Genomic DNA, 21,827 nt, shown 5'->3' with positions numbered 1-21,827 from the left:
CCATGCCTTCCGCACTGCCCGATGGTGACCCCATGCCCGAAGACGGCTCGCTGCCGTCGCATGCCCTGGCGGGCGCCGGGGGGCGGCCGCTGGGGTTCTACCTGCACGTCCCGTACTGCGCCACCCGCTGCGGGTACTGCGACTTCAACACCTACACCGCGACCGAGCTGCGCGGCACCGGCGGCGTCCTCGCCTCCCGGGAGAACTACGCCGACACGCTGATCGACGAGGTCCGCCTGGCCCGCAAGGTGCTCGGCGACGACCCGCGCGCCGTGCGGACCGTCTTCGTCGGCGGCGGCACGCCCACCCTGCTGCCCGCCCGTGACCTCGTCCGCATGCTCGCGGCGATCCGCGACGAGTTCGGCCTGGCCGAGGACGCCGAGGTCACCACCGAGGCGAACCCCGAGTCCGTGAACCCCGAGTACCTGGCCGAGCTGCGCGCCGGCGGGTTCAACCGGATCTCCTTCGGCATGCAGAGCGCGAAGCAGCACGTCCTGAAGGTGCTCGACCGCACGCACACCCCCGGCCGCCCCGAGGCCTGCGTCGCCGAGGCGCGCGCGGCGGGCTTCGAGCACGTCAACCTCGACCTGATCTACGGCACCCCCGGCGAGTCCGACGAGGACTGGCGGGCCTCCCTGGACGCCGCGCTCGGCGCCGGGCCCGACCACGTCAGCGCCTACGCGCTCATCGTCGAGGAGGGCACCCAGCTGGCCCGCCGGATCCGCCGCGGCGAGGTCCCGATGACCGACGACGACGTCCACGCCGACCGGTACCTGATCGCCGACGAGGTCATGGAGCGGTCCGGGTACTCCTGGTACGAGGTGTCGAACTGGGCCACCTCCGAGGCCGGCCGCTGCCTGCACAACGAGCTGTACTGGCGCGGGGCCGACTGGTGGGGCGCCGGCCCCGGCGCCCACTCGCACGTGGGCGGGGTCCGCTGGTGGAACGTCAAGCACCCCGGCGCCTACGCGGCCGCCCTCGCCGAGGGCCGTTCCCCGGGCGCGGGGCGCGAGCTCCTCTCGGAGGAGGACCGCAGGGTGGAGCGGATCCTGCTGGAGCTGCGCCTCGTCGACGGCATCCCGCTCTCCCTGCTGGCCCCGGCGGGCCTGGCGGCCTCCCGGCGCGCCCTCGCCGACGGCCTGCTGGAGCCGGCCCCGTACGAGGCCGGGCGCGCGGTGCTGACCCTGCGGGGGCGGCTGCTGGCGGACGCGGTGGTGCGGGACCTGGTGGACTGATCCCCCGCCCGGGTGAAGTCCCGGAGCGGCGGGGGTGAGGGGACCGGCCCGCGCGGCGGGCCGGTGCCGCGGCCCCGCTCAGGGGGCCGTGACGAAGTCGATCAACTCCTCCACCCGCCCCAGCAGCGTCGGCTCCAGGTCGCGGTAGGACGTCACGCGGGACAGGATGTGCTGCCAGGCGGCCCCCGTGTGCTCCGGCCAGCCCAGGGCCCGGCAGACGCCCGTCTTCCAGTCCTGGCCGCGCGGCACCTCGGGCCAGGCCGCGATGCCCAGCGCCGACGGCTTCACCGCCTGCCAGACGTCCACGTACGGGTGGCCCACCACCAGCACGTCCGGGCCGGTCACCGAGGCCGCGATGCGGGACTCCTTCGACCCCGGCACCAGGTGGTCCACCAGCACGCCCAGGCGGGCGTCGGGGCCCGGGGCGAACTCCGCCACCACGGCCGCGAGGTCGTCGACGCCCTCCAGGTACTCCACCACCACGCCCTCGATCCGCAGGTCGTCGCCCCAGACCCGCTCGACCAGCTCGGCGTCGTGCCGCCCCTCCACGTAGATCCGCCCGGCCCGCGCCACCCGCGCCCGCGCCCCAGGGACAGCGAGGGAGCCCGAGGCCGTACGGGCCGGCGCGGCAGGCGCCCGTGAGGGGCGGGTCAGCGTCACGACCGCGCCGTCCAGCAGGAAGCCGCGCGGCTCCAGCGGGAACACCCGCCGCCTGCCGAACCGGTCCTCCAGGGTCACCGTGCCCGCCTCGCAGGCCACCACCGCCCCGCAGAAGTCCGTACCCGCCACCTCGACCACCAGATCGGGGTCGGCCGGCACCTCCGGCACCGGCTTGGAGCGCTTCCACTGCGGGGTCAGGTCGGGCGAGTACTCACGCATCCGGCCGACACTAGGAGCGCGGCCGCGTTCACGCCCGCGACACGCCGAACCGGTCCGCCAGTGTGGCGCGTTGCGCACGCACGAAGGCCGCGTCCACCACCGCTCCGTGACCCGGCACGTACAGCGCGTCCTCCCCGCCCAGCGACAGCAGCCGGTCCAGGGCCGCGGGCCACTGCCCGGGGACCGCGTCCGAGCCCGCCTGGGGCTCGCCCGACTCCTCGACCAGGTCCCCGCAGAACACCGTCTCCCGCTCGCCCGGCACGAAGACGGCCAGGTCGTGCTGGGAGTGGGCCGGCCCCACGTTCGCCAGCAGCACCTGCACCCCGCCCAGCTCCAGCGTCCACTCGCCCGACACCAGGTGCCCCGGCGCCTTGAGCAGGTCACAGGCCTCGGCGGCCTCCTCCTCCGCCAGGCCCTGGGCCACCGCGCTGTACCGGAGCTCCTCCCGGCCCCCGGGCGTGGCCAGCAGCCGGTCCAGCCCCACCGCGCCGTAGACCTGGGCGCCCGCGAAGGCGGAGCCGCCCAGTACGTGGTCGAAATGTCCGTGGGTGAATGCGATATGGGTCACGTGCCGGCCGGTCAGTCGTTCCGCCTCGGCACGGATCCCGGCCCCCTCGCGGACACTCGATCCGGGGTCGATCAGGAGCACCGAGTCGTCCCCCACCACCAGCCCCACCGTGCAGTCCCACACCGGGAGGCGTCGCCGGCCCGCCCGCCCGGTCAGCCGTTCCCAGCCCGCCTCTTCCCATCGCATGTCCATGCCGCGACGCTACCCTGGCAGGCCGCCCTTGCCCCCGGCGTACTACCCGGCCGTACACTGACCGGGGGATCTCTGGCACTCGGACGCGCAGAGTGCCAACCGATCAAGACCGCAGGACCGCAGGACGGCAGCACCGCATGGCCGCCCGACCACGACCGACCGCATCCGGAGGTGTGCGCGATGCTCAGTGAACGCAGACTCGAAGTGCTGCGCGCCATCGTCCAGGACTACGTCGGGACGGAGGAGCCCGTCGGCTCCAAGGCCCTCACCGAGCGGCACCGGCTGGGCGTCTCGCCGGCCACCGTGCGCAACGACATGGCCGTGCTGGAGGAGGAGGGCTACATCGCCCAGCCCCACACCAGCGCCGGCCGGATCCCCACCGACAAGGGCTACCGCCTCTTCGTCGACAAGCTGGCCGGGGTCAAGCCGCTGTCGACGCCCGAGCGCCGGGCCATCCAGAACTTCCTCGACGGGGCCGTCGACCTCGACGACGTCGTCGGCCGCACGGTCCGGCTGCTCGCGCAGCTCACCCGCCAGGTCGCCGTCGTCCAGTACCCGTCGCTGACCCGCTCCACCGTCCGGCACGTCGAGCTGCTGTCGCTGGCCCCGGCCCGGCTGATGCTCGTGCTGATCACCGACACCGGGCGGGTCGAGCAGCGGCTGGTCGACACCCAGACCCCCTTCGGCGAGAACTCCCTCGCCGACCTGCGGGCACGGCTCAACAGCCGGGTGGTCGGCCGGCGTTTCACCGACGTCCCGAACCTGGTGCAGGACCTTCCGGAGTCGTTCGAGATCGACGACCGGGCCACCGTCAAGGCGGTGCTCGCGACCCTCCTCGAAACGCTGGCGGAGGAGGCGGAGGAGCGGCTGATGATCGGCGGCACCGCCAACCTCACTCGCTTCGGACATGATTTTCCCTTGACGATCAGGCCGGTGCTCGAAGCGCTGGAGGAGCACGTGGTGCTCCTCAAGCTGCTGGGCGAGGCCGGGGAGTCGGGGATGGCCGTACGGATCGGGCACGAGAACGCCTACGAGGGGCTCAACTCCACGTCGGTCGTGTCCGTCGGCTACGGTTCGGGCGGCGAAGCAGTCGCCAAACTCGGCGTGGTCGGACCGACCCGCATGGACTACCCCGGAACGATGGGAGCGGTACGCGCAGTGGCACGTTACGTCGGACAGATCCTGGCGGAGTCGTAAGTGGCCACGGACTACTACGCCGTACTCGGCGTGCGCCGCGACGCATCGCAGGACGAGATCAAGAAGGCCTTCCGCCGCCTCGCGCGTGAACTCCACCCGGACGTGAACCCGGACCCGAAGACGCAGGAGCGCTTCAAGGAGATCAACGCGGCCTACGAGGTCCTCTCGGACCCGCAGAAGAAGCAGGTCTACGACCTCGGCGGCGACCCGCTGTCCTCCTCGGGCGGCGGCGCGGGCGCGGGCGGCTTCGGAGCCGGCGGCTTCGGCAACTTCTCCGACATCATGGACGCCTTCTTCGGCCAGTCCCAGCAGCGCGGCCCGCGCTCGCGGACCCGCCGCGGCCAGGACGCCATGATCCGCCTGGACCTGGAGCTGGACGAGGCCGCCTTCGGCACGACCAAGGACATCCAGGTCGACACCGCCGTCGTCTGCGGCACCTGCTCCGGCGAGGGCGCCGCCCCCGGCACCTCGGCGCAGACCTGCGACATGTGCCGCGGCCGCGGTGAGGTCTCGCAGGTCACCCGGTCCTTCCTGGGCCAGGTCATGACCTCGCGCCCCTGCCCGCAGTGCCAGGGCTTCGGCACCGTGGTCCCGACCCCGTGCCCCGAGTGCGCGGGCGACGGCCGGGTCCGCTCCCGCCGCAGCCTGACGGTCAAGATCCCGGCCGGCGTCGAGAACGGCACCCGCATCCAGCTCGCGGGCGAGGGCGAGGTCGGCCCCGGCGGCGGCCCCGCCGGCGACCTGTACGTGGAGATCCACGAGCTGCCGCACCCGACCTTCCAGCGGCGCGGGGACGACCTGCACTGCACGGTCACCATCCCCATGACGGCGGCGGCCCTGGGCACCAAGTGCCCGCTGGAGACGCTGGACGGCATGGAGGAGATCGACATCCGGCCCGGCACCCAGTCCGGCCAGGCGATCCCGCTGCACGGGCGCGGTGTCACGCACCTGCGCGGCGGCGGCCGCGGCGACCTGATCGTCCACGTCGAGGTCACCACCCCCGGCAAGCTGGACGCCCAGCAGGAGGAGCTGCTGCGCCAGCTCGCCAAGCTGCGCGGCGAGGAGCGGCCCATGGGCCAGTTCGCGCCGGGCCAGCAGGGCCTGTTCAGCCGTCTGAAGGACGCGTTCAACGGCCGCTGACCGCCGAGCGGCAGCGTGTTCAGGAGCCCGGTACGGGAGACCCCGTACCGGGCTCCTCGCCGTTGCGCGCCCCTCGGGGAAAGCGGACTATGCCAGGCGAATGCCATGATTCGGTGCCGTGACCCGGACATGGCACGATGCAGTCCATGTCCTCCGCACCGAACGGTCTCCACCAGTACCCGATCGTGCAGGCTCCCATGGCGGGCGGGATCTCCGGCCCGCCCCTCGTCGCCGCCGTGTGCGAGGCCGGCGGGCTCGGTTTCCTGGCCGGCGGCTACAAGACCGCCGACGGCATGTACCAGGAGATCAAGCAGACGCGCGGGCTCACCCGGCGCCCCTTCGGCGTGAACCTCTTCCTGCCGCAGACCGCCCTCGCCGACCCGGCCGCCGTCGAGGCCTACCGCGGGCAGCTGGCGGGCGAGGCGAGCTGGTACGAGGTCTCCCTCGCCGAGGAGGACATCATCGGCACCGACGACGACGGCTACGACGCCAAGCTCGCCATCCTGCTGGAGGACCCGGTCCGGGTCGTCTCCTTCACCTTCGGCTGCCCCGACCCGGCCGCCCTCGCCCGGCTGCGGGCCGTCGGCACGTACACGGTCGTCACCGTGACCTCGCCCGAGGAGGCCCGCGCGGCCCAGGCGGCCGGCGCCGACGCCGTCTGCGTCCAGGGCGTCGAGGCGGGAGGCCACCAGGGGACCCACCGCGACGACCCGCAGACCGACGGTACGGCGGGCGTCGGCCTGCTCGCCCTGGTCACCCGGGTACGGGAGGCCGTGGCGCTGCCGATCATCGCGGCGGGCGGGGTGATGCGCGGCGCGCAGATCGCGGCGCTGCTCGCGGCGGGCGCGGAGTCCGCGCAGCTCGGCACGGCCTTCCTGGCCTGCCGGGAGTCGGGCGCCCATCCGCTGCACAAGAAGGCCCTGACCGACCCGATGTTCCCGCACACCGAGCTCACCCGGGCCTTCTCGGGCCGTCCCGCGCGCGGCCTGGTGAACCGGTTCATGCGCGAGCACGGCCCCTACGCCCCGGCCGCCTACCCCCGGATCCACCACATGACGGCGGGGCTGCGCAAGGCGGCCGCCGCGGCCGGGGACCCGCAGGGCATGGCGCTGTGGGCGGGGCAGGGGCACCGGCTGGCCCGGGCGCTGCCGGCGGGGGAGCTGGTGGAGGTGCTGGCGGCCGAAGTGGCCGAGGCACAGAGTGCGTTGAAGGTGTTGCAGATGAGGAGAGCGTCATGACGGCCCCCGTGTTCGTGGTCGAAGAGGTCCCCGCGGGGCCGGAGTTCGTGCTGGAGGGCCCCGAGGGGCGGCACGCGGTGTCCGTGAAGCGGCTGGCGCCCGGTGAGGACGTGGTCCTCACCGACGGGCGGGGCCGCTGGACGGAGGGCGTGGTCAAGGCGGCCGAGGGCAAGGACCGCCTGGTGGTCACGGACCTGAACGCCGTCGAGGAGGAGCCGGAGCCGGCCGTGCGGATCACGGTGGTGCAGGCGCTGCCCAAGGGCGACCGGGGCGAGGTCGCCGTGGAGACGATGACGGAGACCGGGGTCGACGCCATCGTGCCGTGGCAGGCCTCGCGGTGCATCACCCAGTGGCGCGGCGAGCGCGGGGCCAAGTCCCTGGCCAAGTGGCGGTCCACGGCCCGGGAGTCGGGCAAGCAGTCGCGCCGGGTCCGCTTCCCGGAGGTCGGCGAGGCGCTGTCCACCAGGCAGGTGGCCGCGCTGCTGGCCGGTGCCGACCTGGCGATGGTGCTGCACGAGGACCGCGGGGCGGACTCGGAGCCGCTGGCGACGGCCGCGCTGCCGGAATCGGGCTCGGTGGTCCTGGTGGTGGGCCCCGAGGGCGGGGTCTCCCCGGAGGAGCTGGCCGCCTTCGCGGAGGCGGGCGCCCGCCCGTACCGCCTGGGCCACAGCGTGCTGCGCACCTCGACGGCGGGCACGGCGGCCACCGCCGTCCTGCTGGCGCGCACCGGCCGCTGGTCGTAGCGCCGTCGAACCCCGCTCGGCCGCCGGGCCGGGCGGGGGGCCGGGCCGGTAGCATGCCCCGACCGATCAACATCACGGGAGGCGTGGCCATGGCCGGGGAACCGCAGGCGGACTGCCTGTTCTGCAAGATCGTCGCGGGCAGCGTCCCGGCGACCGTGGTCCGGGAGACCGAGACCACCCTCGCCTTCCGGGACATCAGCCCGCAGGCGCCGACGCACGTGCTGATCATCCCGAAGGTGCACTACCCCGACGCGGCATCGCTCGCCGCCGCCGAGCCGTCCGTGATCGCGGACATACTGCGCGAGGCCGGGGAGATCGCCGCCGAGGAGAAGATCGACGACCACGGTTACCGGGTCGTCTTCAACACCGGCGCCGGTGCGGGCCAGACCGTCTTCCACGCCCACCTGCACGTCCTGGGCGGCCGCGGCCTCCAGTGGCCCCCCGGGTAGCGGTCCGTGTCCGTACGCGAGTTCGTGGTCCTCGGCACCGCCAGTCAGGTGCCGACCCGGCACCGCAACCACAACGGCTACCTGCTGCGCTGGGACGGCGAGGGCATCCTCTTCGACCCGGGCGAGGGCACGCAGCGGCAGATGCTGCGGGCCGGGGTCGCGGCCCACGACATCAACCGGATCTGCGTCACGCACTTCCACGGTGACCACAGCCTCGGCCTGGCCGGGGTGATCCAGCGGATCAACCTCGACCAGGTCCCGCACCCGGTGACCGCGCACTACCCGGCCTCCGGGCAGAAGTTCTTCGACCGGCTGCGGTACGCGACCGCCTACCGGGAGACGGTGCGGCTGCGGGAGGAACCGGTCGCGGAGGACGGGGTGCTGGCGCAGGGGCCCTCGTACGTCCTGGAGGCCCGGCGGCTCTCGCACCCGGTGGAGTCCTTCGGCTACCGGCTGACCGAGCCGGACGGCCGCCGGATGCTGCCGGAGCTGCTCGCGCGGCACGGGATCAAGGGCCCGGACGTCGGGCGGATCCGGCGCGAGGGGCGGCTGGGGGAGGTCACCCTGGACGACGTCAGCGAGCACCGGGCCGGGCAGCGGTTCGCCTTCGTGATGGACACCCGGCTGTGCCCGGGCGTGGAGGAGCTGGCCGAGGGCTGCGACATGCTGGTCATCGAGTCCACGTTCCTCGACGCGGACCGGGCGCTCGCCGAGGACCACGGCCACCTCACCGCCGGTCAGGCGGCCGGGGCGGCGCGGGACGCGGGCGTCCGGCACCTGGTCCTGACGCACTTCTCCCAGCGGTACTCCGACCCCTCGGAGTTCGAACGGGAGGCGCGCGCGGCGGGGTTCGAGGGCGAGCTGACGATCGCGGCGGACCTCTCCCGGGTGTCCCTTCCCAAGCGCTAGGGCCGACGCCCGTCAAGGGCGGGACGAGTGGGGCGAGGGCGGCAGGAGAGCCGGGCTCAGGTGAGGTGCGTCACACTGGGTTTGGCGACCGGGTGCCCGGGCAGGCCTGGCAGCCCGCCTGCCGAACGCAGAAACGACACTTCAACGGGGAGCACACCGTGACCAGTCGGGACAGCCGCACCAGCCGCCCCGCAACACTCGACCCGCTGGGCCCGCTGCGCGACCCCCTGGAGCCGGGCTGCGACGTCTTCCTGACCGGCACGGTCTTCCTCGACATCATCCTCACCGGCCTCGACTCCGCCCCCGTCCGGGGGACGGAGTCCTGGGCCCGGGGCATGGGCTCCAGCCCCGGCGGCGTCGCCAACATGGCCACCGCCCTGGCCCGCCTCGGCCTGCGCACCTCCCTCGCCGCCGCCTTCGGCGACGACCACTACGGCGAGTACTGCTGGGACGCCCTGGAGCAGGGCGAGGGCATCGACCTGTCCATGTCGCGCACCGTCCCCGGCTGGCACAGCCCCGTCACCGTCTCCATGGCCTACGAGGGCGAGCGCACGATGGTCTCCCACGGCCACGAGGCACCGCCCCCGGCCGGACCCGGCCCCTTCCCCTGGTGTCCGCCGAAGACCCGGGCCGCCGTGGCCTCGCTCGCCGCCGGCCGCCGCGAGGACTGGATCGGCGAGGCGGCCCGCCGCGGCTCGCGGATCTTCGCCGACGTGGGCTGGGACGACACCGGCCGCTGGGACCTCGGCGCCCTGTCCGACCTGGAGCACTGCGAGGCCTTCCTGCCCAACGCCGGGGAGGCCATGCGGTACACCCGCACCGACTGTCCCCGCGCCGCGGCCCGGGCCCTGGCGGAGAAGGTCCCCGTCGCGGTGGTCACGATGGGCTCCGAGGGCTCGTACGCCGTGGACTCCCGGACGGGGGAGACCGCGGAGGTCCCCGCGATCGCCGTGGAGGCCCTGGACCCGACGGGCGCCGGGGACGTGTACGTGGCCGGGTTCGTCACCGGCAGCCTCGCGGGCTGGCCGCTGGCGGACCGGCTGGCCTTCGCCGGCCTGACCGCCGCCCTCTCGGTGCAGGAGTTCGGCGGCTCCCTCTCCGCCCCCGGCTGGTCCGAGGTCGCCCACTGGTGGCGCACCGCCCCCGAGGAGCTGCGGGGCCGCTACGCCTTCCTGGACGCCCTCGTCCCCGCGGGCGCCGTCCCCTGCCACCGCCGCCGGGCCGTCCCCACCATCGGCTTCCGCAGCCCCGCCTAGCGGCGCCCCAGCCGGTGCCGGCCCCCGGGCCGGAAAACCCCTCGGGAACCGTCCGGGGTGGACGTACCCTTGGTACTCCGGAGGCCGTCGATCGGCGCGGCCCCTCAGCGGGAGGTATGCGCAGGCCACAGTGCCGGCCCATGACTCAGACACCGACAGCCCACAGCCCCGTGCCGGGCCAGGCGCGAGCCCACTTCACCGTCCCCGCGAAGCACCCGATGGTGACCGTTCTCGGCTCGGGTGACGCGCTGCTGCGCGTGATCGAGAAGGCCTTCCCGAGGGCCGACATCCACGTTCGGGGCAACCAGGTCAGCGCGGTCGGGGAGGCGGCGGAAGTCGCCCTCGTCCAGCGCCTGTTCGACGAGATGATGCTGGTGCTCCGCACCGGGCAGCCGATGACGGAGGACGCAGTGGAACGCTCGATCGCCATGCTCAAGGCGAACGGCAGCGACGCGGAGGGGCGTCCGCTGGAGACGCCGGCGGAGGTGCTCACCCAGAACATCCTCTCCAGCCGCGGCCGCACCATCCGCCCCAAGACCCTCAACCAGAAGCGCTACGTCGACGCGATCGACAAGAACACGATCGTCTTCGGCATCGGTCCCGCCGGTACCGGCAAGACCTACCTCGCCATGGCCAAGGCGGTGCAGGCCCTGCAGTCCAAGCAGGTCAGCCGCATCATCCTGACCCGGCCCGCCGTCGAGGCGGGGGAGCGGCTCGGCTTCCTGCCGGGCACGCTCTTCGACAAGATCGACCCGTACCTGCGCCCGCTCTACGACGCCCTGCACGACATGATGGACCCGGACTCCATCCCCCGTCTGATGGCCGCCGGGACCATCGAGGTGGCGCCGCTGGCGTACATGCGCGGCCGGACGCTGAACGATGCCTTCGTCGTCCTCGACGAGGCGCAGAACACCAGCCCGGAACAGATGAAGATGTTCCTGACCCGCCTCGGCTTCGACACGAAGATCGTGATCACGGGTGACGTGACCCAGGTCGACCTGCCGAACGGCGCCAGGAGCGGTCTGCGCCAGGTCCAGGAGATCCTCGAAGGGGTGCCCGACATCCACTTCTCGCGGCTCACGTCCGAGGATGTCGTCCGGCACAAGCTGATCGGCCGTATCGTCGACGCGTACGAGAAGTACGACGACAGCCAGGCGGCCCGGGAGACCGGACCCGCCCGGAACGGCAACCAGCGGAAGTAGACCCCAGCGCACCATGTCGATCGACGTCAACAACGAGTCCGGAACCGAAGTCGACGAGCAGGCGATCCTCGACGTTGCCCGCTACGCGCTCACCCGGATGCGGATCCACCCGCTCTCCGAGCTGTCCGTCATCGTCGTCGACGAGGCGGCGATGGAGCAGCTCCACATCCAGTGGATGGACCTGCCCGGACCCACCGACGTCATGTCCTTCCCGATGGACGAGCTGCGTCCGCCGTCGAAGGACGACGAGGAGCCCCCGCAGGGGCTCCTCGGCGACATCGTCCTGTGCCCCGAGGTGGCGAAGAAGCAGGGCGAGGAGGCCCCGACGCAGCACTCCATGGACGAGGAGCTCCAGCTCCTGACCGTCCACGGGGTGCTGCACCTGCTCGGGTACGACCACGAGGAGCCGGACGAGAAGGCCGAGATGTTCGGCCTCCAGGCGGCCATCGTCGACGGCTGGCGCGGTGAGCGCGGGCTGACCGGTCCGTCCCCGGCCCCGACCGTCTCGTGAGCAGCGCCTATCAGCTGATCACCGGTGCGGTCCTGCTGACCGTGGTGGCCTGGTTCGCGGCCTGCGCCGAGTCCGGGATCGCCCGGGTCTCCAGCTTCCGCGCCGAGCAGGCCGTGCGGGAGGGCCGGCGCGGCAGCGCCAAGCTGGCCCAGGTCGCCGGGGACCCCACCCGCTACGTCAACGTGGCCCTGCTGGTCCGCGTCACCTGCGAGATGGCGGCGGGCGTGCTCGTCACGTACGTCTGCCTGGACGCGTTCGGGGAGAACTGGACCGCGCTGCTGGTGGCCATCGCCGTGATGGTGCTGGTCTCCTTCGTCGCGGTCGGGGTCTCCCCCCGCACCATCGGCCGCCAGCACCCGCTGAACACCGCGACGGCGGCCGCGTACGTCCTCGTCCCGCTGGCGCGGATCATGGGGCCGATCCCGCAGCTGCTGATCCTCATCGGCAACGCCCTCACCCCGGGCAAGGGCTTCCGCAAGGGGCCCTTCGCCTCCGAGGCCGAGCTGCGCGCGATGGTGGACCTGGCGGAGAAGGAGTCGCTGATCCAGGACGAGGAGCGCCGGATGGTGCACTCGGTCTTCGAGCTCGGCGACACGCTCGTGCGCGAGGTGATGGTGCCGCGCACCGACCTGGTCTGCATCGAGCGCTACAAGACGATCCGCCAGGCGACCACCCTCGCCCTGCGCTCGGGCTTCTCGCGGATCCCGGTCACGGGGGAGAACGAGGACGACATCGTCGGCATCGTCTACCTCAAGGACCTCGTCCGGCGCACGCACATCAACCGGGAGGCGGAGAGCGACCTCGTGTCGACGGTGATGCGGCCGGCGGTCTTCGTACCCGACACCAAGAACGCCGGCGACCTGCTGCGCGAGATGCAGTCGGTGCGCAACCACGTGGCCGTCGTCATCGACGAGTACGGCGGCACGGCGGGCATCGTCACGATCGAGGACATCCTGGAGGAGATCGTCGGCGAGATCACCGACGAGTACGACCGGGAGCTCCCGCCCGTGGAGGAGCTCGGCGACGACCGCTACCGGGTCACGGCGCGCCTGGACATCACCGACCTCGGCGAGCTGTTCGGGGCCCTGGCCTTCGACGACGAGGACGTGGAGACCGTCGGCGGACTGCTGGCCAAGGCCCTGGGCCGGGTGCCGATCGCCGGTGCCTCGGCGGTGGTGGACCTGCCGGACGGGCGTCCGCTGCGGCTGACGGCCGAATCCCCGGCGGGCCGCCGGAACAAGATCGTCACGGTGCTCGTGGAGCCGGTGGTTCCCGAGGCCGGCGAGGGTGAGGAGGGGGAATGACCCCGGCGGAGCTGCGCGCGTTCTGTCTGAGCTTCAACGCGGCGGTGGAGGAGTTCCCCTTCACCCCCGAGACCTCGGTGTTCAAGGTGCTGGGCAAGGTGTTCGCCCTGTCGGCCCTCGACGGCGAGCCGCTCAAGGTCAACCTCAAGTGCGATCCGGAGGCCGCGGTGCGGCTGCGGGAGCGGCACGCCGCGATCGTGCCGGGCTGGCACATGAACAAGCGGCACTGGAACACGGTGACGGTCGGCGAGCTGCCGGACGCGCTGGTGCGGGAGCTGGTGGAGGACTCGTACGACCTGGTCGTGGCGGGCCTGCCGAGGGCGGAGCGGCTGCGGCTGGACCGGCCGTAAGTCCTGGCCGCCCCCGGGCCGAAGGTTAGGGTCCAAGGTCATACGGGTTCAGGACCTTCGGATCGCAGGGTGTGGGCGGTTGACTGTTTAGGTTTGTCCTGCGTCCCGGGGGGAGACGTGACGGGGGAACCGCGCCCCGGCGGGGTCGTTGCACGTCGCCGCCGGGGCGCTCCCTATGCTTTCGCCTATGACCGAGAGCAGCGTGGGAGCGGGGATCGACCCCGAGGACAGCAAGATCATCACCCTGGCGCGCAGCGCCCGGGCCCGCAACGGGGTCCCGGAGGGCGCGGCGGTACGCGACGAGACCGGCCGCACCTACGTCGCCGGAACCGTGGAGCTGGACTCCCTCAAGCTCAGCGCGCTCCAGACGGCCGTCGCCATGGCGGTGGCCAGCGGCGCCCGCTCCCTGGAGGCCGCCGCCGTCGTCAGCGCGGCCGACGCCCCGGCCGAGGCCGACCGTGCGGCCGTCCGCGACCTCGGCGGCCCGGCCACCCCGGTCCTGCTCGCCGCCCCGGACGGCACCCTGAAGTCCACCACCCCCGCCGGAGCCTGATCCCCGCACCCGCCCCGTCCCGCCGCAGGCCGGTCCGGCCCCGCCGCGCCGCAGGCCGGTCCGGCCCCGCCGCGCCGCAGGCCGGTCCGGCCCGCGCCCCGACGGCCCGGCCCGGCTCAGGCCGCGGCCGGCTGCGCGGGGCGGCGGCGGATCACCATCGCCATCAGCGCGGCCACCGCGCACAGCCCGCCGGCGGCGTACCAGACCAGGTCGTAGGAGCCGAAGGCGTCACGGGCCACCCCGCCGAGGAAGGCCACGACCGCCGCGCCCACCTGGTGCGAGGCCAGCACCCAGCCGAAGACGATCGCGCTGTCCTGCCCGTAGTGCTCCCGGCACAGGGCGATGGTCGGCGGGACGGTCGCGACCCAGTCCAGCCCGTAGAAGACGATGAAGAACACCATCGGCGGGTGCACGGCGGGCGCCAGCAGCACCGGCAGGAACAGCAGTGACACCCCGCGCAGGGCGTAGTACACCGCCAGCAGGCGGCGCGCCTCGAACCGGTCGGTGAACCAGCCGGAGGCTATGGTGCCGAGCACGTCGAACACCCCGATCACCGCGAGCAGTCCGGCGGCCGCCGTCACCGGCATCCCGTGGTCGTGGGCGGCCGGGGTGAAGTGGGTGCGGACCAGCCCGTTCGTCGAGGCCCCGCAGATCGCGAAGGTGCCCGCCAGCAGCCAGAACGGCCCCGTCCGGGCCGCCCGGAACAGCACGGTCACCGCCCGCCGGGCCGCCCCCCGCACGGGCGCGGGCCTGGGCTCGTAGACGCCCCCGTACGGGGCGAGGCCCACGTCCGCCGGGTGGTCGCGCAGCAGCAGCCAGACGAAGGGGACGACGGCCAGCGCGGCCAGCGCCACGGTGACCGACGCCGGACGCCAGCCGTGGTGCTCCACCAGCCAGGACAGCAGCGGCAGGAAGATCAGCTGCCCGGAGGCGCCCGCGGCGGTCAGGACGCCCGTGACCAGCCCGCGCCGGGCGGTGAACCAGCGGTTGGTCACCGTCGCCGCGAAGGCCAGCGCCATCGAGCCGCTGCCCAGGCCCACCAGCACGCCCCAGAACAGCACGAGCTGCCAGGACGCGGTCATCCACACCGTGGCCAGCGAGCCGCCCGCGATCACGGTCAGGGCCAGCGCGACCACCTTCCGGATGCCGAAACGGTCCATCAGCGCGGCGGCGAAGGGGGCGGTGAGCCCGTAGAGCGCCAGGTTGACGGAGACCGCGAAGCCGATGGTGCCGCGCGACCAGGCGAACTCCTCGTGCAGCGGCTCGATGAGCAGTCCGGGGAGGGAGGCGAAGGCGGCGGCGCCGATGATCGTCACGAAGGCGACGGCGGCGGCGAACCAGGCCCGGTGGATGCGGCCGGGCTCGCGGGGTGCCGGGGCGGCGGCCCGGGGGCTGGAGGAGGGGGCTGTCTGCGTCACCCCGACAGCTTCCGGTGGACGGGCCGGTTCACGACAGTGTCCTGACCGACACCCTTCGATACGATCGGGCCATGACCACCGAGTCCCGGCCGCACCGCGTCGTCGTCCTCGTCCTCACCGGGCTGCTGCCCTTCGAACTCGGCATCCCGCACCGGATCTTCGGGCTGGCCAGGGACTCCGCCGGGCGGCGCCTGTACGAGATCCTGACCTGCGGACTCGCCCCCGGGCCGGTGCGGACGGACGCCGACTTCGCGGTCCACGTCGAGCACGGCCCCGAACTGCTCGCCACGGCCGACACCGTGGTGGTGCCGGCCTCGCACGAGCTGGGGCCGATCCACTCCGAGGGCCGGCTGACCGAGGAGCTGGCGGCGGCCCTCGCCCACGTCAGGCCCGGCACCCGGATGGTGTCCATCTGCACCGGCGGCTACGTCCTGGCCGCGGCCGGCTACCTGGACGGCCGTCCGGCCACCACCCACTGGGCCTACGCCGAGCACTTCCAGCGGCTGTTCCCGGCCGTACGGGTGGACGCGGACGTGCTCTACACGGACGACGGCGACGTGCTGACCTCGGCCGGGGTCGCCGCCGGGGTCGACCTCTGCCTGCACATCGTGCGCCGCGACCACGGCGCGGCCGTCGCGAACGACACGGCCCGCCGCACCGTCGTACCGCCCCACCGGGACGGCGGGCAGGCGCAGTTCGTCGACCGTCCCGTGCCCGAGCCGCAGCAGGCCAGCACCACGGCCGCGCGGGCCTGGGTGCTGGACCGGCTGCACGAGCCGCTGCGGCTGAGCGACCTGGCCCGGCAGGAGGCCGTGTCCGTGCGGACCCTCACGCGCCGCTTCCGCCAGGAGTCGGGGGTCAGCCCGGGGGAGTGGATCACCGCCCAGCGGGTGGAGCGGGCGCGGCGGCTGCTGGAGCGCACGGAGCTGTCGATGGAGGAGGTCGCCCGGGAGGCGGGCTTCGGGACGGCGCAGTCGCTGCGCAAGCACGTCCAGGCGGCGCTGGGGGTGAGCCCGACGGCGTACCGGCGGACGTTCCGGGCGGAGCGCACCGGTTCTGATGCTCCGTCAGTTTCCGGGCGTCCCGTGCATTGACTTCTCCCGTCGCCCGGCCGTGAATGGCCTTCTGGCGGGGCGGCGGGAGGGGGCCGGACGGTGCGGAGAGGCGCGCGCGGGAGGAGCTGGGCGGCGGCCGCGGGCATCGCCGTACTCGCGGCCACGGCCGCGGCGGGGACGCCGGCGGCGGCCGACGGGGCGACGCCCGCCGGGCGGGTGGAGTTCCCCACGCACTGCCTGCCGTCCGCCGGGGGGACGACCACGGCCCGCGTCGAGGCCGACGACCCGGCCCCGGCGGTCGGCGACACCGTCACGGTGACCTACCGGCTGGACCGGACCCCGCCCGAGACCCCGCCCGAGGGCGAGACCGCCGGACCGGTCGAAGATCGCGAGCGACGTGTACCCGAGACCCCGCCGCAGGGCGGGACCCCCGCCGCGACCGGGCGGATCCTGCTGGGCGGGGCCCAGGGCGGGGAGGTGCCGGTGGCCGCGGTGGCGGGGGAGTCCGGCCTGGTCATGCGCGGCGGCTTCACCGTCACCGAGCCCGGGGAGATCACCCTCGCCCCGGGCGGCTACGCCCTGGCCGGGGCCGCCTGCGCGCCGGCCGGGGCGCAGGCGCCGGTCGCGCTGCGGATCCTCGCCGTCCGGCGGCCCGTGATGAACCTGCGCGGGGTCGCCGTCGCCGCCGCGTACGGGGAGCCCGGCGCCCGGGTCCGGGTGAGCGGGGCCGGGTTCACCCCGGGCGCGGCCGTCACGGTCGCCGGGCGCGCGGGCGCCGCCGGGACGGCCGACCGGGTGGCGGCCACCGCGGACGCGTCCGGGGCCTTCGCGGCGGAGCTGGCGGTGGAGGACCGCAGGACGACGGGGGTGGTGGCCTACGAGGGCCCCTCCTGGACGGCGGCGCGGGGCTCGGGCCCGGCGGCGTACGCGGTCGTCGAGCCGGCCGCCCCGGCGGCGGGCTCCCTGACGATGACGCAGGCCGGAGCGGCGGTCACGCTGGGCGCGGTCGGGTTCGGGGGCGGGGGCGCGGCCGCCGGGCGGATCGGGACGGTGACGGTGGCCGACACGCGGGGTCCCGGCGCGGGGCGGTGGATGCTGCGGGGGAGGCTGGACGGGGTACTCGTGCCGGGGGCCTCGCTGTCCTGGACCCCCTCCTGCGGGGGCGGGTGCGAGGCCGGTGCCCCGGGGACGGCCGGGCCGGAGGGTGCGGTGCTGGCCTCGGGGACGGGCGGGACGTTCACGGTCGACGCCGCGCTGCTGCTGCGGGTGCCCCCGTACACCCGGCCGGGCGCCTACCGGGCGGCCCTCACCCTCACCCTGTCGTAGCCGTCCGGGGCGGTCTGGTCGGCGGGCCGGGCCGCATCGGGGAGAATGGCCCGTATGAGCGATCGTTCCCCCGAGCCCACGGCCCCGCACCGCGCGGGCTTCGCCTGCTTCGTCGGCCGCCCCAACGCGGGCAAGTCGACCCTGACCAACGCGTTGGTGGGCACCAAGGTCGCGATCACCTCGAACCGGCCGCAGACCACCCGCCACACCGTCCGCGGCATCGTGCACCGCCCCGACGCCCAGCTGGTGCTGGTGGACACCCCCGGCCTGCACAAGCCGCGCACCCTGCTGGGCGAGCGGCTCAACGACGTCGTGCGCACCACCTGGGCCGAGGTCGACGTCATCGGCTTCTGCCTGCCGGCCGACCAGAAGCTCGGCCCCGGCGACAAGTTCATCGCCAAGGAGCTCGCGGGGATCAAGAAGACCCCCAAGATCGCCATCGTCACCAAGACCGACCTGGTCGAGTCCAAGCAGCTGGCCGAGCAGCTCATCGCGATCCAGCAGCTCGGCGCCGAGCTCGGCATCGAGTGGGCGGAGATCGTCCCCGTGTCCGCCGTCGGCGACACCCAGGTCCAGCTGCTGGCCGACCTGATCGCCCCGATGCTGCCGGAGAGCCCCCCGCTCTACCCGGAGGGCGACCTCACCGACGAGCCCGAGATGGTCATGGTCGCGGAGCTGATCCGCGAGGCCGCGCTGGAGGGCGTCCGCGACGAGCTCCCGCACTCCATCGCCGTCGTGGTCGAGGAGATGATCCCGCGCGAGAACCGCCCGGCGGACCGGCCGCTGCTCGACATCCACGCCAACGTGTACATCGAGCGGCCCAGCCAGAAGGGCATCATCATCGGCCCCAAGGGCTCCCGCCTGAAGGAGGTCGGCATGAAGTCGCGCAAGCACATCGAGGCCCTGCTCGGCACGCCGGTCTTCCTCGACCTGCACGTGAAGGTCGCCAAGGACTGGCAGCGGGACCCCAAGCAGCTGCGCAAGCTCGGCTTCTGATCCAGGCCCCCGCCCCGGCGCCCTCCCCCGTCCGCCGCCGCCCGCCGCCGCCCCGTCAGGGCAGGCGGCGGAGCTTGAGGGTGTTGTCGTAGCCGTGACCGGGCCGGTCGGCCTCCGCGCCGACCCGCTCGTGCTCGGCGCAGACCAGCACCTCCCAGCCGTCCTCGGCGAGCTCCAGACCGGCCAGCACCTCCTCGGGGGCGGGGAAGTGCAGCTCCGGGTGGGGGTTCTCGGCGCCCGGCGCCGGGCCTCCGTGCCCGGCCACCAGCAGGACGCCGCCGGGGGCGACGGCCGCCGCGGCGGTGCGCAGGATGCGCTCGCGGGGCATCTCGCCCGGGCTGTGCAGGAAGCAGGCGGCGACCAGGTCGAACTCCCCGGCGGGGAAGGACTCCCCGAGGTCGTGGCGCTCGAAGGCGATCCGGTCGGCCAGGCCCGCCTCGGCCGCGTGCCCGGCGGCCCGCTCCAGTGCCACGGGCGAGATGTCGGTCCCGGTCACCCGCCAGCCCCGCCCGGCCAGCCAGACCGCGTCGGCGCCCTCGCCGCAGCCCAGGTCCAGGGCCCGGCCGGGGGAGAGGTCCGAGGCCTCGCGGACCAGGACGGAATTGGGCCGGCCGCTCCAGATCCGCTCGCTCTCGCGGTAGCGGGAGTCCCAGAACTCCTGGCCGGCCGCTTCGGGGCCGTGGCCGTGGCCGGGGCCGGGGCCGTGGCCCTGGCCGTGCTCGTGGTGGGCGTGGGCGGGGGAGTGGGTGGGCACGCGGTCTCCTCGGTGGCGCCTGTACGGACACCGCCGATGCTCCGGCCCCTCCCGTGACCCCGGCAATCCTTCTTGCCGTTTCCGCAAAAAACCCGGCCCTCAGGCGGCCTCAGCCCTGCGGGGGCTCCGCGATCAGGGCCGTTCCGACGCGGCGGAAGCCGGCGCGGGCGTAGATCCGGGCCACGTCCTCGTCGCCGGCCGACAGGAACACCGTCGTCGCCCCGCCGCCGAGGGCCTGCGCGACCAGTGCCGCCGTCACGCCGAGGGCCAGGCCCTGGCGCCGGGCCGCGGGCAGCGTACCGACCCCGACGACCTCGGCGACCTCCCCGACGGGGATGTACTGGCCCGAGCAGAGCACCACCCCGTCGCGGACCGCCGCCGCCATCCCGGTGCGCCCGTCCGCGAGCATCCCCGACACCCGGACCCGGCGCTGCTCCACCGCCGGGTCGGCCAGCGCGGCCGCCAGCTCCGCCGGGCCGGCCTCGCCGAGCGCCGTCCCCGGTTCGGCGAAGGCCAGCCCCGCCACGGTCACGGCGGCCGCGAGCAGGGGGTCCTCGGTGGGGAGGGAGCGCACCTCCGGGTGCGGGGGGAGCGGGCCGGCACCGGGGTCCAGCACCATCAGCGGGTGCGCGTGGACGTGCAGCCCCGCCGCTTCCACGGCGGCCCGCAGGGAGGGGCTGTTTTCGGCCACCCATTCGAAGGCCTCGGGCACCTCCAGCTCCCGCTGCCTCTCCAGCACCTTCCGTACGTCCGCCGGGGTCGCCGCCGGGCCCCCGAGCGAGGGCCGCGCGTAGTAGGGCCAGCCCTGCCCCTCCTGTACGAACAGGGTCAGCGGCCCGAAGTCCTCACCCCGGGCGCCGCCCCGGCGGGGGGCGGCGTCGTAGTACTGCTCCAGGGTGTTCAGGATCGTCGTGGTCATCCGGACATCCAAGCAGGACGGTCCGGCCCGGGCACCCGGATTCCCGCCCGGGCCGGCCGGCCCGGGCGGGAGCGGTCAGGCGCCCTCCTTCAGCACCCGGGTGATCAGGCTGCGCTGGGCGTCCGAGAGGTGGGGGTCGTGGCAGGAGACCGTCCGCCCGTCTACCGTGATGCGGTACGAGAACCCGTCCCGGACGCCGCCGGGCCCCTCGGTGGCCCGCGGGTCGGGCCGCAGCGCCAGCAGGGCCAGGGCCTGCCACTCCTCCGCGTCGGGCCGGCCCGAGGTGTCCACCTCCGCCCGGCGCTCGATCCCCGCGAATCCGCCCGTCCGCACCACTTCGATCCTCATGCCCCCTTACCTACCCCAGGCCGACGGTCGCCCAGGCCTTCTGGAGGGCCAGGTGCTCGGCGCCGCCCTCGCCGTACCGGGCGACGGCCGCCGCCGTCGACAGCCGGGCGAAGTCCTTGAAGTCCGCGCGCGAGTCCAGCTGCCCGCCGGTCAGGGCGTCGTACCAGACCTGCCCGGCCCGCTCCCAGGCCTTGCCGCCCAGCTCGGTCGCCGCGATGTAGAAGGCGTGGTTGGGGATGCCGGAGTTGATGTGGACGCCGCCGTTGTCGCGCGAGGTGGTCACGTAGCCGTCCATCGTCGCCGGCTGCGGGTCCTTGCCGAGCTCGTCGTCGTCGTACGCCGTCCCCGGCGCCTTCATCGAGCGCAGTGCCACCCCGGTGACGTTCGGGCCCAGCAGCCCGGCCCCGATCAGCCAGTCCGCCTGGTCGGCGGTCTGTCCGAGCGAGTACTGCTTGATCAGCGAGCCGAAGACGTCCGACATCGATTCGTTGAGGGCGCCGGACTGGCCGTGGTAGTCGAGGTTGGCCGTGTACTGGGTGACCCCGTGGGTCAGCTCGTGGCCGATGACGTCCACCGACACGGTGAAGTCGAGGAACAGGTCCCCGTCCCCGTCGCCGAAGACCATCTGCTGACCGTCCCAGAAGGCGTTGTTGTAGTCCTCGCCGTAGTGCACGCTCGCGTCCAGCGGCAGGCCGGAGCCGTCGATGGAGCGGCGGCCGTACCCCTTGAGGTAGAGCTCGTACGTGGCGCCCAGCCCCGCGTACGCGCGGTTGACGGTGGCGTCCTTGGCGGCGTCGGCCCCCTCGGCGCGGACCTTCTTCCCGGGCAGCCGGGTGTGGTGCTGGGCGTCGTAGATCGTGCGGCGCGGCCCGTCGGGGGCGGGGGCGTCGGCATCGGCCGGGACGATCCCCCGGACCGTGCTGATCCGGCGCCGGGTGCGCAGGAGGGCGTCGGTCTCCAGGGTGCGCTGCGCGGCGTCGGCCCGGGTGGAGTCGGCGGACCGGGCGGCCTTGTCCAGGAGGTGCGGCGGCACCACGGTGCAGAAGACGGGGTGGCGGGGGGCGTGTCCGTGGGAAAGGAAGGCATCCATGCCCGGAAATGTGGCAGTGGGTGATGGCGGTGTCACTAGCGGCGAGCATGATTCATTCGGTTGTCTCAAAGGCGACGCGCCGTGTTGACGGATCCGCCGGACCTTGCCGGAGGAAAGGAGTCCTGGGTCACAAAGGGTGCAAATCGGGCGCGCCGGTCTTGCATACTGAAACAGGTCCTCGCGACACGGCGCGGC

The 21,827-nt window shown here is 74.0% G+C and carries 23 protein-coding genes; 16 read left to right on the top strand and 7 right to left on the bottom strand.

Annotated elements, in window-relative coordinates; translation table 11 throughout:
- Window positions 1–2 precede the first annotated feature (2 nt).
- Entirely contained in the window at window positions 3–1,235 is a 1,233-nt protein-coding gene (gene hemW / locus AB0O29_RS13165) for a radical SAM family heme chaperone HemW (protein ID WP_365150612.1), read from the top strand.
- A gap of 78 nt (window positions 1,236–1,313) precedes the next feature.
- Here the strand turns inward: hemW and AB0O29_RS13160 are convergent, their stop codons facing one another.
- Together AB0O29_RS13160 and AB0O29_RS13155 are read right to left on the bottom strand one after the other, a co-directional pair.
- The gene (locus AB0O29_RS13160) at window positions 1,314–2,114 is read right to left on the bottom strand and encodes a DUF3097 domain-containing protein (protein ID WP_365150609.1); all 801 of its coding nucleotides are present in this window, start codon (window positions 2,112–2,114) and stop codon (window positions 1,314–1,316) included.
- Window positions 2,115–2,142: 28 nt separating this feature from the next.
- A complete protein-coding gene (locus tag AB0O29_RS13155; protein WP_365150606.1) occupies window positions 2,143–2,874 on the bottom strand; it encodes an MBL fold metallo-hydrolase in 732 nt (243 codons plus the stop codon).
- Between the two features lie 180 nt (window positions 2,875–3,054).
- Between AB0O29_RS13155 and hrcA the strand changes: the two genes are divergently transcribed.
- From hrcA to AB0O29_RS13095, 12 genes are all read left to right on the top strand, one after another.
- Window positions 3,055–4,071 (top strand): heat-inducible transcriptional repressor HrcA, encoded by a 1,017-nt coding sequence (hrcA, locus tag AB0O29_RS13150; RefSeq protein ID WP_365150603.1) that lies wholly within the window; start codon window positions 3,055–3,057, stop codon window positions 4,069–4,071.
- On the top strand, window positions 4,072–5,211 hold the full coding sequence (gene dnaJ, locus AB0O29_RS13145) for a molecular chaperone DnaJ (protein ID WP_365150600.1): 1,140 nt from the start codon (window positions 4,072–4,074) through the stop codon (window positions 5,209–5,211).
- A gap of 146 nt (window positions 5,212–5,357) precedes the next feature.
- A complete protein-coding gene (locus tag AB0O29_RS13140; protein ID WP_365150597.1) occupies window positions 5,358–6,449 on the top strand; it encodes a nitronate monooxygenase in 1,092 nt (363 codons plus the stop codon).
- Window positions 6,446–7,192: a 16S rRNA (uracil(1498)-N(3))-methyltransferase gene (locus tag AB0O29_RS13135; protein ID WP_365150594.1), complete on the top strand. Its 747-nt coding sequence runs from the start codon at window positions 6,446–6,448 to the stop codon at window positions 7,190–7,192. Before AB0O29_RS13140 ends, AB0O29_RS13135 begins: the two co-directional genes overlap by 4 nt.
- Before the next feature lie 89 nt (window positions 7,193–7,281).
- Complete coding sequence (locus AB0O29_RS13130; RefSeq protein WP_365150633.1) at window positions 7,282–7,641, top strand: histidine triad nucleotide-binding protein; 360 nt, start codon at window positions 7,282–7,284, stop codon at window positions 7,639–7,641.
- 6 nt (window positions 7,642–7,647) lie between these two features.
- On the top strand, window positions 7,648–8,550 hold the full coding sequence (locus AB0O29_RS13125) for a ribonuclease Z (RefSeq protein WP_365150591.1): 903 nt from the start codon (window positions 7,648–7,650) through the stop codon (window positions 8,548–8,550).
- 158 nt (window positions 8,551–8,708) lie between these two features.
- Entirely contained in the window at window positions 8,709–9,806 is a 1,098-nt protein-coding gene (locus tag AB0O29_RS13120) for a PfkB family carbohydrate kinase (RefSeq protein ID WP_365150588.1), read from the top strand.
- A gap of 140 nt (window positions 9,807–9,946) precedes the next feature.
- Window positions 9,947–11,008: a PhoH family protein gene (locus AB0O29_RS13115; RefSeq protein ID WP_365150585.1), complete on the top strand. Its 1,062-nt coding sequence runs from the start codon at window positions 9,947–9,949 to the stop codon at window positions 11,006–11,008.
- 13 nt (window positions 11,009–11,021) lie between these two features.
- Window positions 11,022–11,519, top strand: a complete 498-nt coding sequence (ybeY, locus tag AB0O29_RS13110; RefSeq protein WP_365150583.1) for an rRNA maturation RNase YbeY — start codon at window positions 11,022–11,024, stop codon at window positions 11,517–11,519.
- Window positions 11,516–12,823 carry a hemolysin family protein gene (locus AB0O29_RS13105; protein ID WP_365150580.1) on the top strand — a complete coding sequence of 436 codons (1,308 nt, stop codon included), beginning with the start codon at window positions 11,516–11,518 and terminating at the stop codon, window positions 12,821–12,823. The genes ybeY and AB0O29_RS13105 overlap by 4 nt, the downstream gene beginning before the upstream one ends.
- Window positions 12,820–13,173, top strand: a complete 354-nt coding sequence (locus tag AB0O29_RS13100) for an MmcQ/YjbR family DNA-binding protein (protein ID WP_365150577.1) — start codon at window positions 12,820–12,822, stop codon at window positions 13,171–13,173. The genes AB0O29_RS13105 and AB0O29_RS13100 overlap by 4 nt, the downstream gene beginning before the upstream one ends.
- A 187-nt stretch (window positions 13,174–13,360) precedes the next feature.
- Window positions 13,361–13,726, top strand: a complete 366-nt coding sequence (locus AB0O29_RS13095) for a cytidine deaminase (RefSeq protein WP_365150574.1) — start codon at window positions 13,361–13,363, stop codon at window positions 13,724–13,726.
- A gap of 116 nt (window positions 13,727–13,842) precedes the next feature.
- Here the strand turns inward: AB0O29_RS13095 and AB0O29_RS13090 are convergent, their stop codons facing one another.
- Window positions 13,843–15,144, bottom strand: coding sequence for an MFS transporter (locus AB0O29_RS13090; RefSeq protein WP_365150571.1), 1,302 nt, complete (start codon window positions 15,142–15,144; stop codon window positions 13,843–13,845).
- A 71-nt stretch (window positions 15,145–15,215) separates the two neighbouring features.
- Here AB0O29_RS13090 and AB0O29_RS13085 point away from each other — a divergent pair, with 71 nt between their 5' ends.
- The 3 genes from AB0O29_RS13085 to era are packed head-to-tail and all read left to right on the top strand — an operon-like array spanning window position 15,216 to window position 18,521.
- Window positions 15,216–16,238 (top strand): helix-turn-helix domain-containing protein, encoded by a 1,023-nt coding sequence (locus AB0O29_RS13085; protein ID WP_365150568.1) that lies wholly within the window; start codon window positions 15,216–15,218, stop codon window positions 16,236–16,238.
- Window positions 16,239–16,298: 60 nt separating this feature from the next.
- Window positions 16,299–17,525, top strand: coding sequence for a beta-xylosidase (locus tag AB0O29_RS13080; RefSeq protein ID WP_365150565.1), 1,227 nt, complete (start codon window positions 16,299–16,301; stop codon window positions 17,523–17,525).
- A 54-nt stretch (window positions 17,526–17,579) separates the two neighbouring features.
- Entirely contained in the window at window positions 17,580–18,521 is a 942-nt protein-coding gene (gene era, locus AB0O29_RS13075) for a GTPase Era (protein WP_365150563.1), read from the top strand.
- Window positions 18,522–18,576: 55 nt separating this feature from the next.
- Here the strand turns inward: era and AB0O29_RS13070 are convergent, their stop codons facing one another.
- The 4 genes from AB0O29_RS13070 to AB0O29_RS13055 form a co-directional block, all read right to left on the bottom strand.
- Window positions 18,577–19,275, bottom strand: coding sequence for a class I SAM-dependent methyltransferase (locus tag AB0O29_RS13070; RefSeq protein WP_365150560.1), 699 nt, complete (start codon window positions 19,273–19,275; stop codon window positions 18,577–18,579).
- Window positions 19,276–19,384: 109 nt separating this feature from the next.
- Window positions 19,385–20,194: a GNAT family N-acetyltransferase gene (locus tag AB0O29_RS13065; protein WP_365150557.1), complete on the bottom strand. Its 810-nt coding sequence runs from the start codon at window positions 20,192–20,194 to the stop codon at window positions 19,385–19,387.
- Window positions 20,195–20,269: 75 nt separating this feature from the next.
- The gene (locus AB0O29_RS13060; RefSeq protein WP_365150554.1) at window positions 20,270–20,542 is read right to left on the bottom strand and encodes a protealysin inhibitor emfourin; all 273 of its coding nucleotides are present in this window, start codon (window positions 20,540–20,542) and stop codon (window positions 20,270–20,272) included.
- 10 nt (window positions 20,543–20,552) lie between these two features.
- Complete coding sequence (locus AB0O29_RS13055; RefSeq protein ID WP_365150551.1) at window positions 20,553–21,632, bottom strand: M4 family metallopeptidase; 1,080 nt, start codon at window positions 21,630–21,632, stop codon at window positions 20,553–20,555.
- Window positions 21,633–21,827: the final 195 nt, after the last annotated feature.

The sequence above is a fragment of the Streptomyces sp. NPDC089915 genome (genome assembly GCF_040684675.1).
Taxonomy (GTDB): Bacteria; Actinomycetota; Actinomycetes; order Streptomycetales; family Streptomycetaceae; genus Streptomyces.
The sequence above is the reverse complement of the archived record's forward strand: the minus strand, read 5'-3'. Positions and strand labels throughout refer to the sequence as shown.

What these genes read in the sequence shown, in the direction of transcription:
- hemW (WP_365150612.1), top strand. Translation starts at nt 3, where the DNA reads ATGCCTTCCGCACTGCCCGATGGTGACCCCATGCCCGAAGACGGCTCG.
- AB0O29_RS13160 (WP_365150609.1), bottom strand. Translation starts at nt 2,114, where the DNA reads ATGCGTGAGTACTCGCCCGACCTGACCCCGCAGTGGAAGCGCTCCAAG.
- AB0O29_RS13155 (WP_365150606.1), bottom strand. Translation starts at nt 2,874, where the DNA reads ATGGACATGCGATGGGAAGAGGCGGGCTGGGAACGGCTGACCGGGCGG.
- hrcA (WP_365150603.1), top strand. Translation starts at nt 3,055, where the DNA reads ATGCTCAGTGAACGCAGACTCGAAGTGCTGCGCGCCATCGTCCAGGAC.
- AB0O29_RS13140 (WP_365150597.1), top strand. Translation starts at nt 5,358, where the DNA reads ATGTCCTCCGCACCGAACGGTCTCCACCAGTACCCGATCGTGCAGGCT.
- AB0O29_RS13135 (WP_365150594.1), top strand. Translation starts at nt 6,446, where the DNA reads ATGACGGCCCCCGTGTTCGTGGTCGAAGAGGTCCCCGCGGGGCCGGAG.
- AB0O29_RS13130 (WP_365150633.1), top strand. Translation starts at nt 7,282, where the DNA reads ATGGCCGGGGAACCGCAGGCGGACTGCCTGTTCTGCAAGATCGTCGCG.
- AB0O29_RS13115 (WP_365150585.1), top strand. Translation starts at nt 9,947, where the DNA reads ATGACTCAGACACCGACAGCCCACAGCCCCGTGCCGGGCCAGGCGCGA.
- ybeY (WP_365150583.1), top strand. Translation starts at nt 11,022, where the DNA reads ATGTCGATCGACGTCAACAACGAGTCCGGAACCGAAGTCGACGAGCAG.
- AB0O29_RS13100 (WP_365150577.1), top strand. Translation starts at nt 12,820, where the DNA reads ATGACCCCGGCGGAGCTGCGCGCGTTCTGTCTGAGCTTCAACGCGGCG.
- AB0O29_RS13095 (WP_365150574.1), top strand. Translation starts at nt 13,361, where the DNA reads ATGACCGAGAGCAGCGTGGGAGCGGGGATCGACCCCGAGGACAGCAAG.
- AB0O29_RS13085 (WP_365150568.1), top strand. Translation starts at nt 15,216, where the DNA reads ATGACCACCGAGTCCCGGCCGCACCGCGTCGTCGTCCTCGTCCTCACC.
- era (WP_365150563.1), top strand. Translation starts at nt 17,580, where the DNA reads ATGAGCGATCGTTCCCCCGAGCCCACGGCCCCGCACCGCGCGGGCTTC.
- AB0O29_RS13065 (WP_365150557.1), bottom strand. Translation starts at nt 20,194, where the DNA reads ATGACCACGACGATCCTGAACACCCTGGAGCAGTACTACGACGCCGCC.
- AB0O29_RS13060 (WP_365150554.1), bottom strand. Translation starts at nt 20,542, where the DNA reads ATGAGGATCGAAGTGGTGCGGACGGGCGGATTCGCGGGGATCGAGCGC.
- AB0O29_RS13055 (WP_365150551.1), bottom strand. Translation starts at nt 21,632, where the DNA reads ATGGATGCCTTCCTTTCCCACGGACACGCCCCCCGCCACCCCGTCTTC.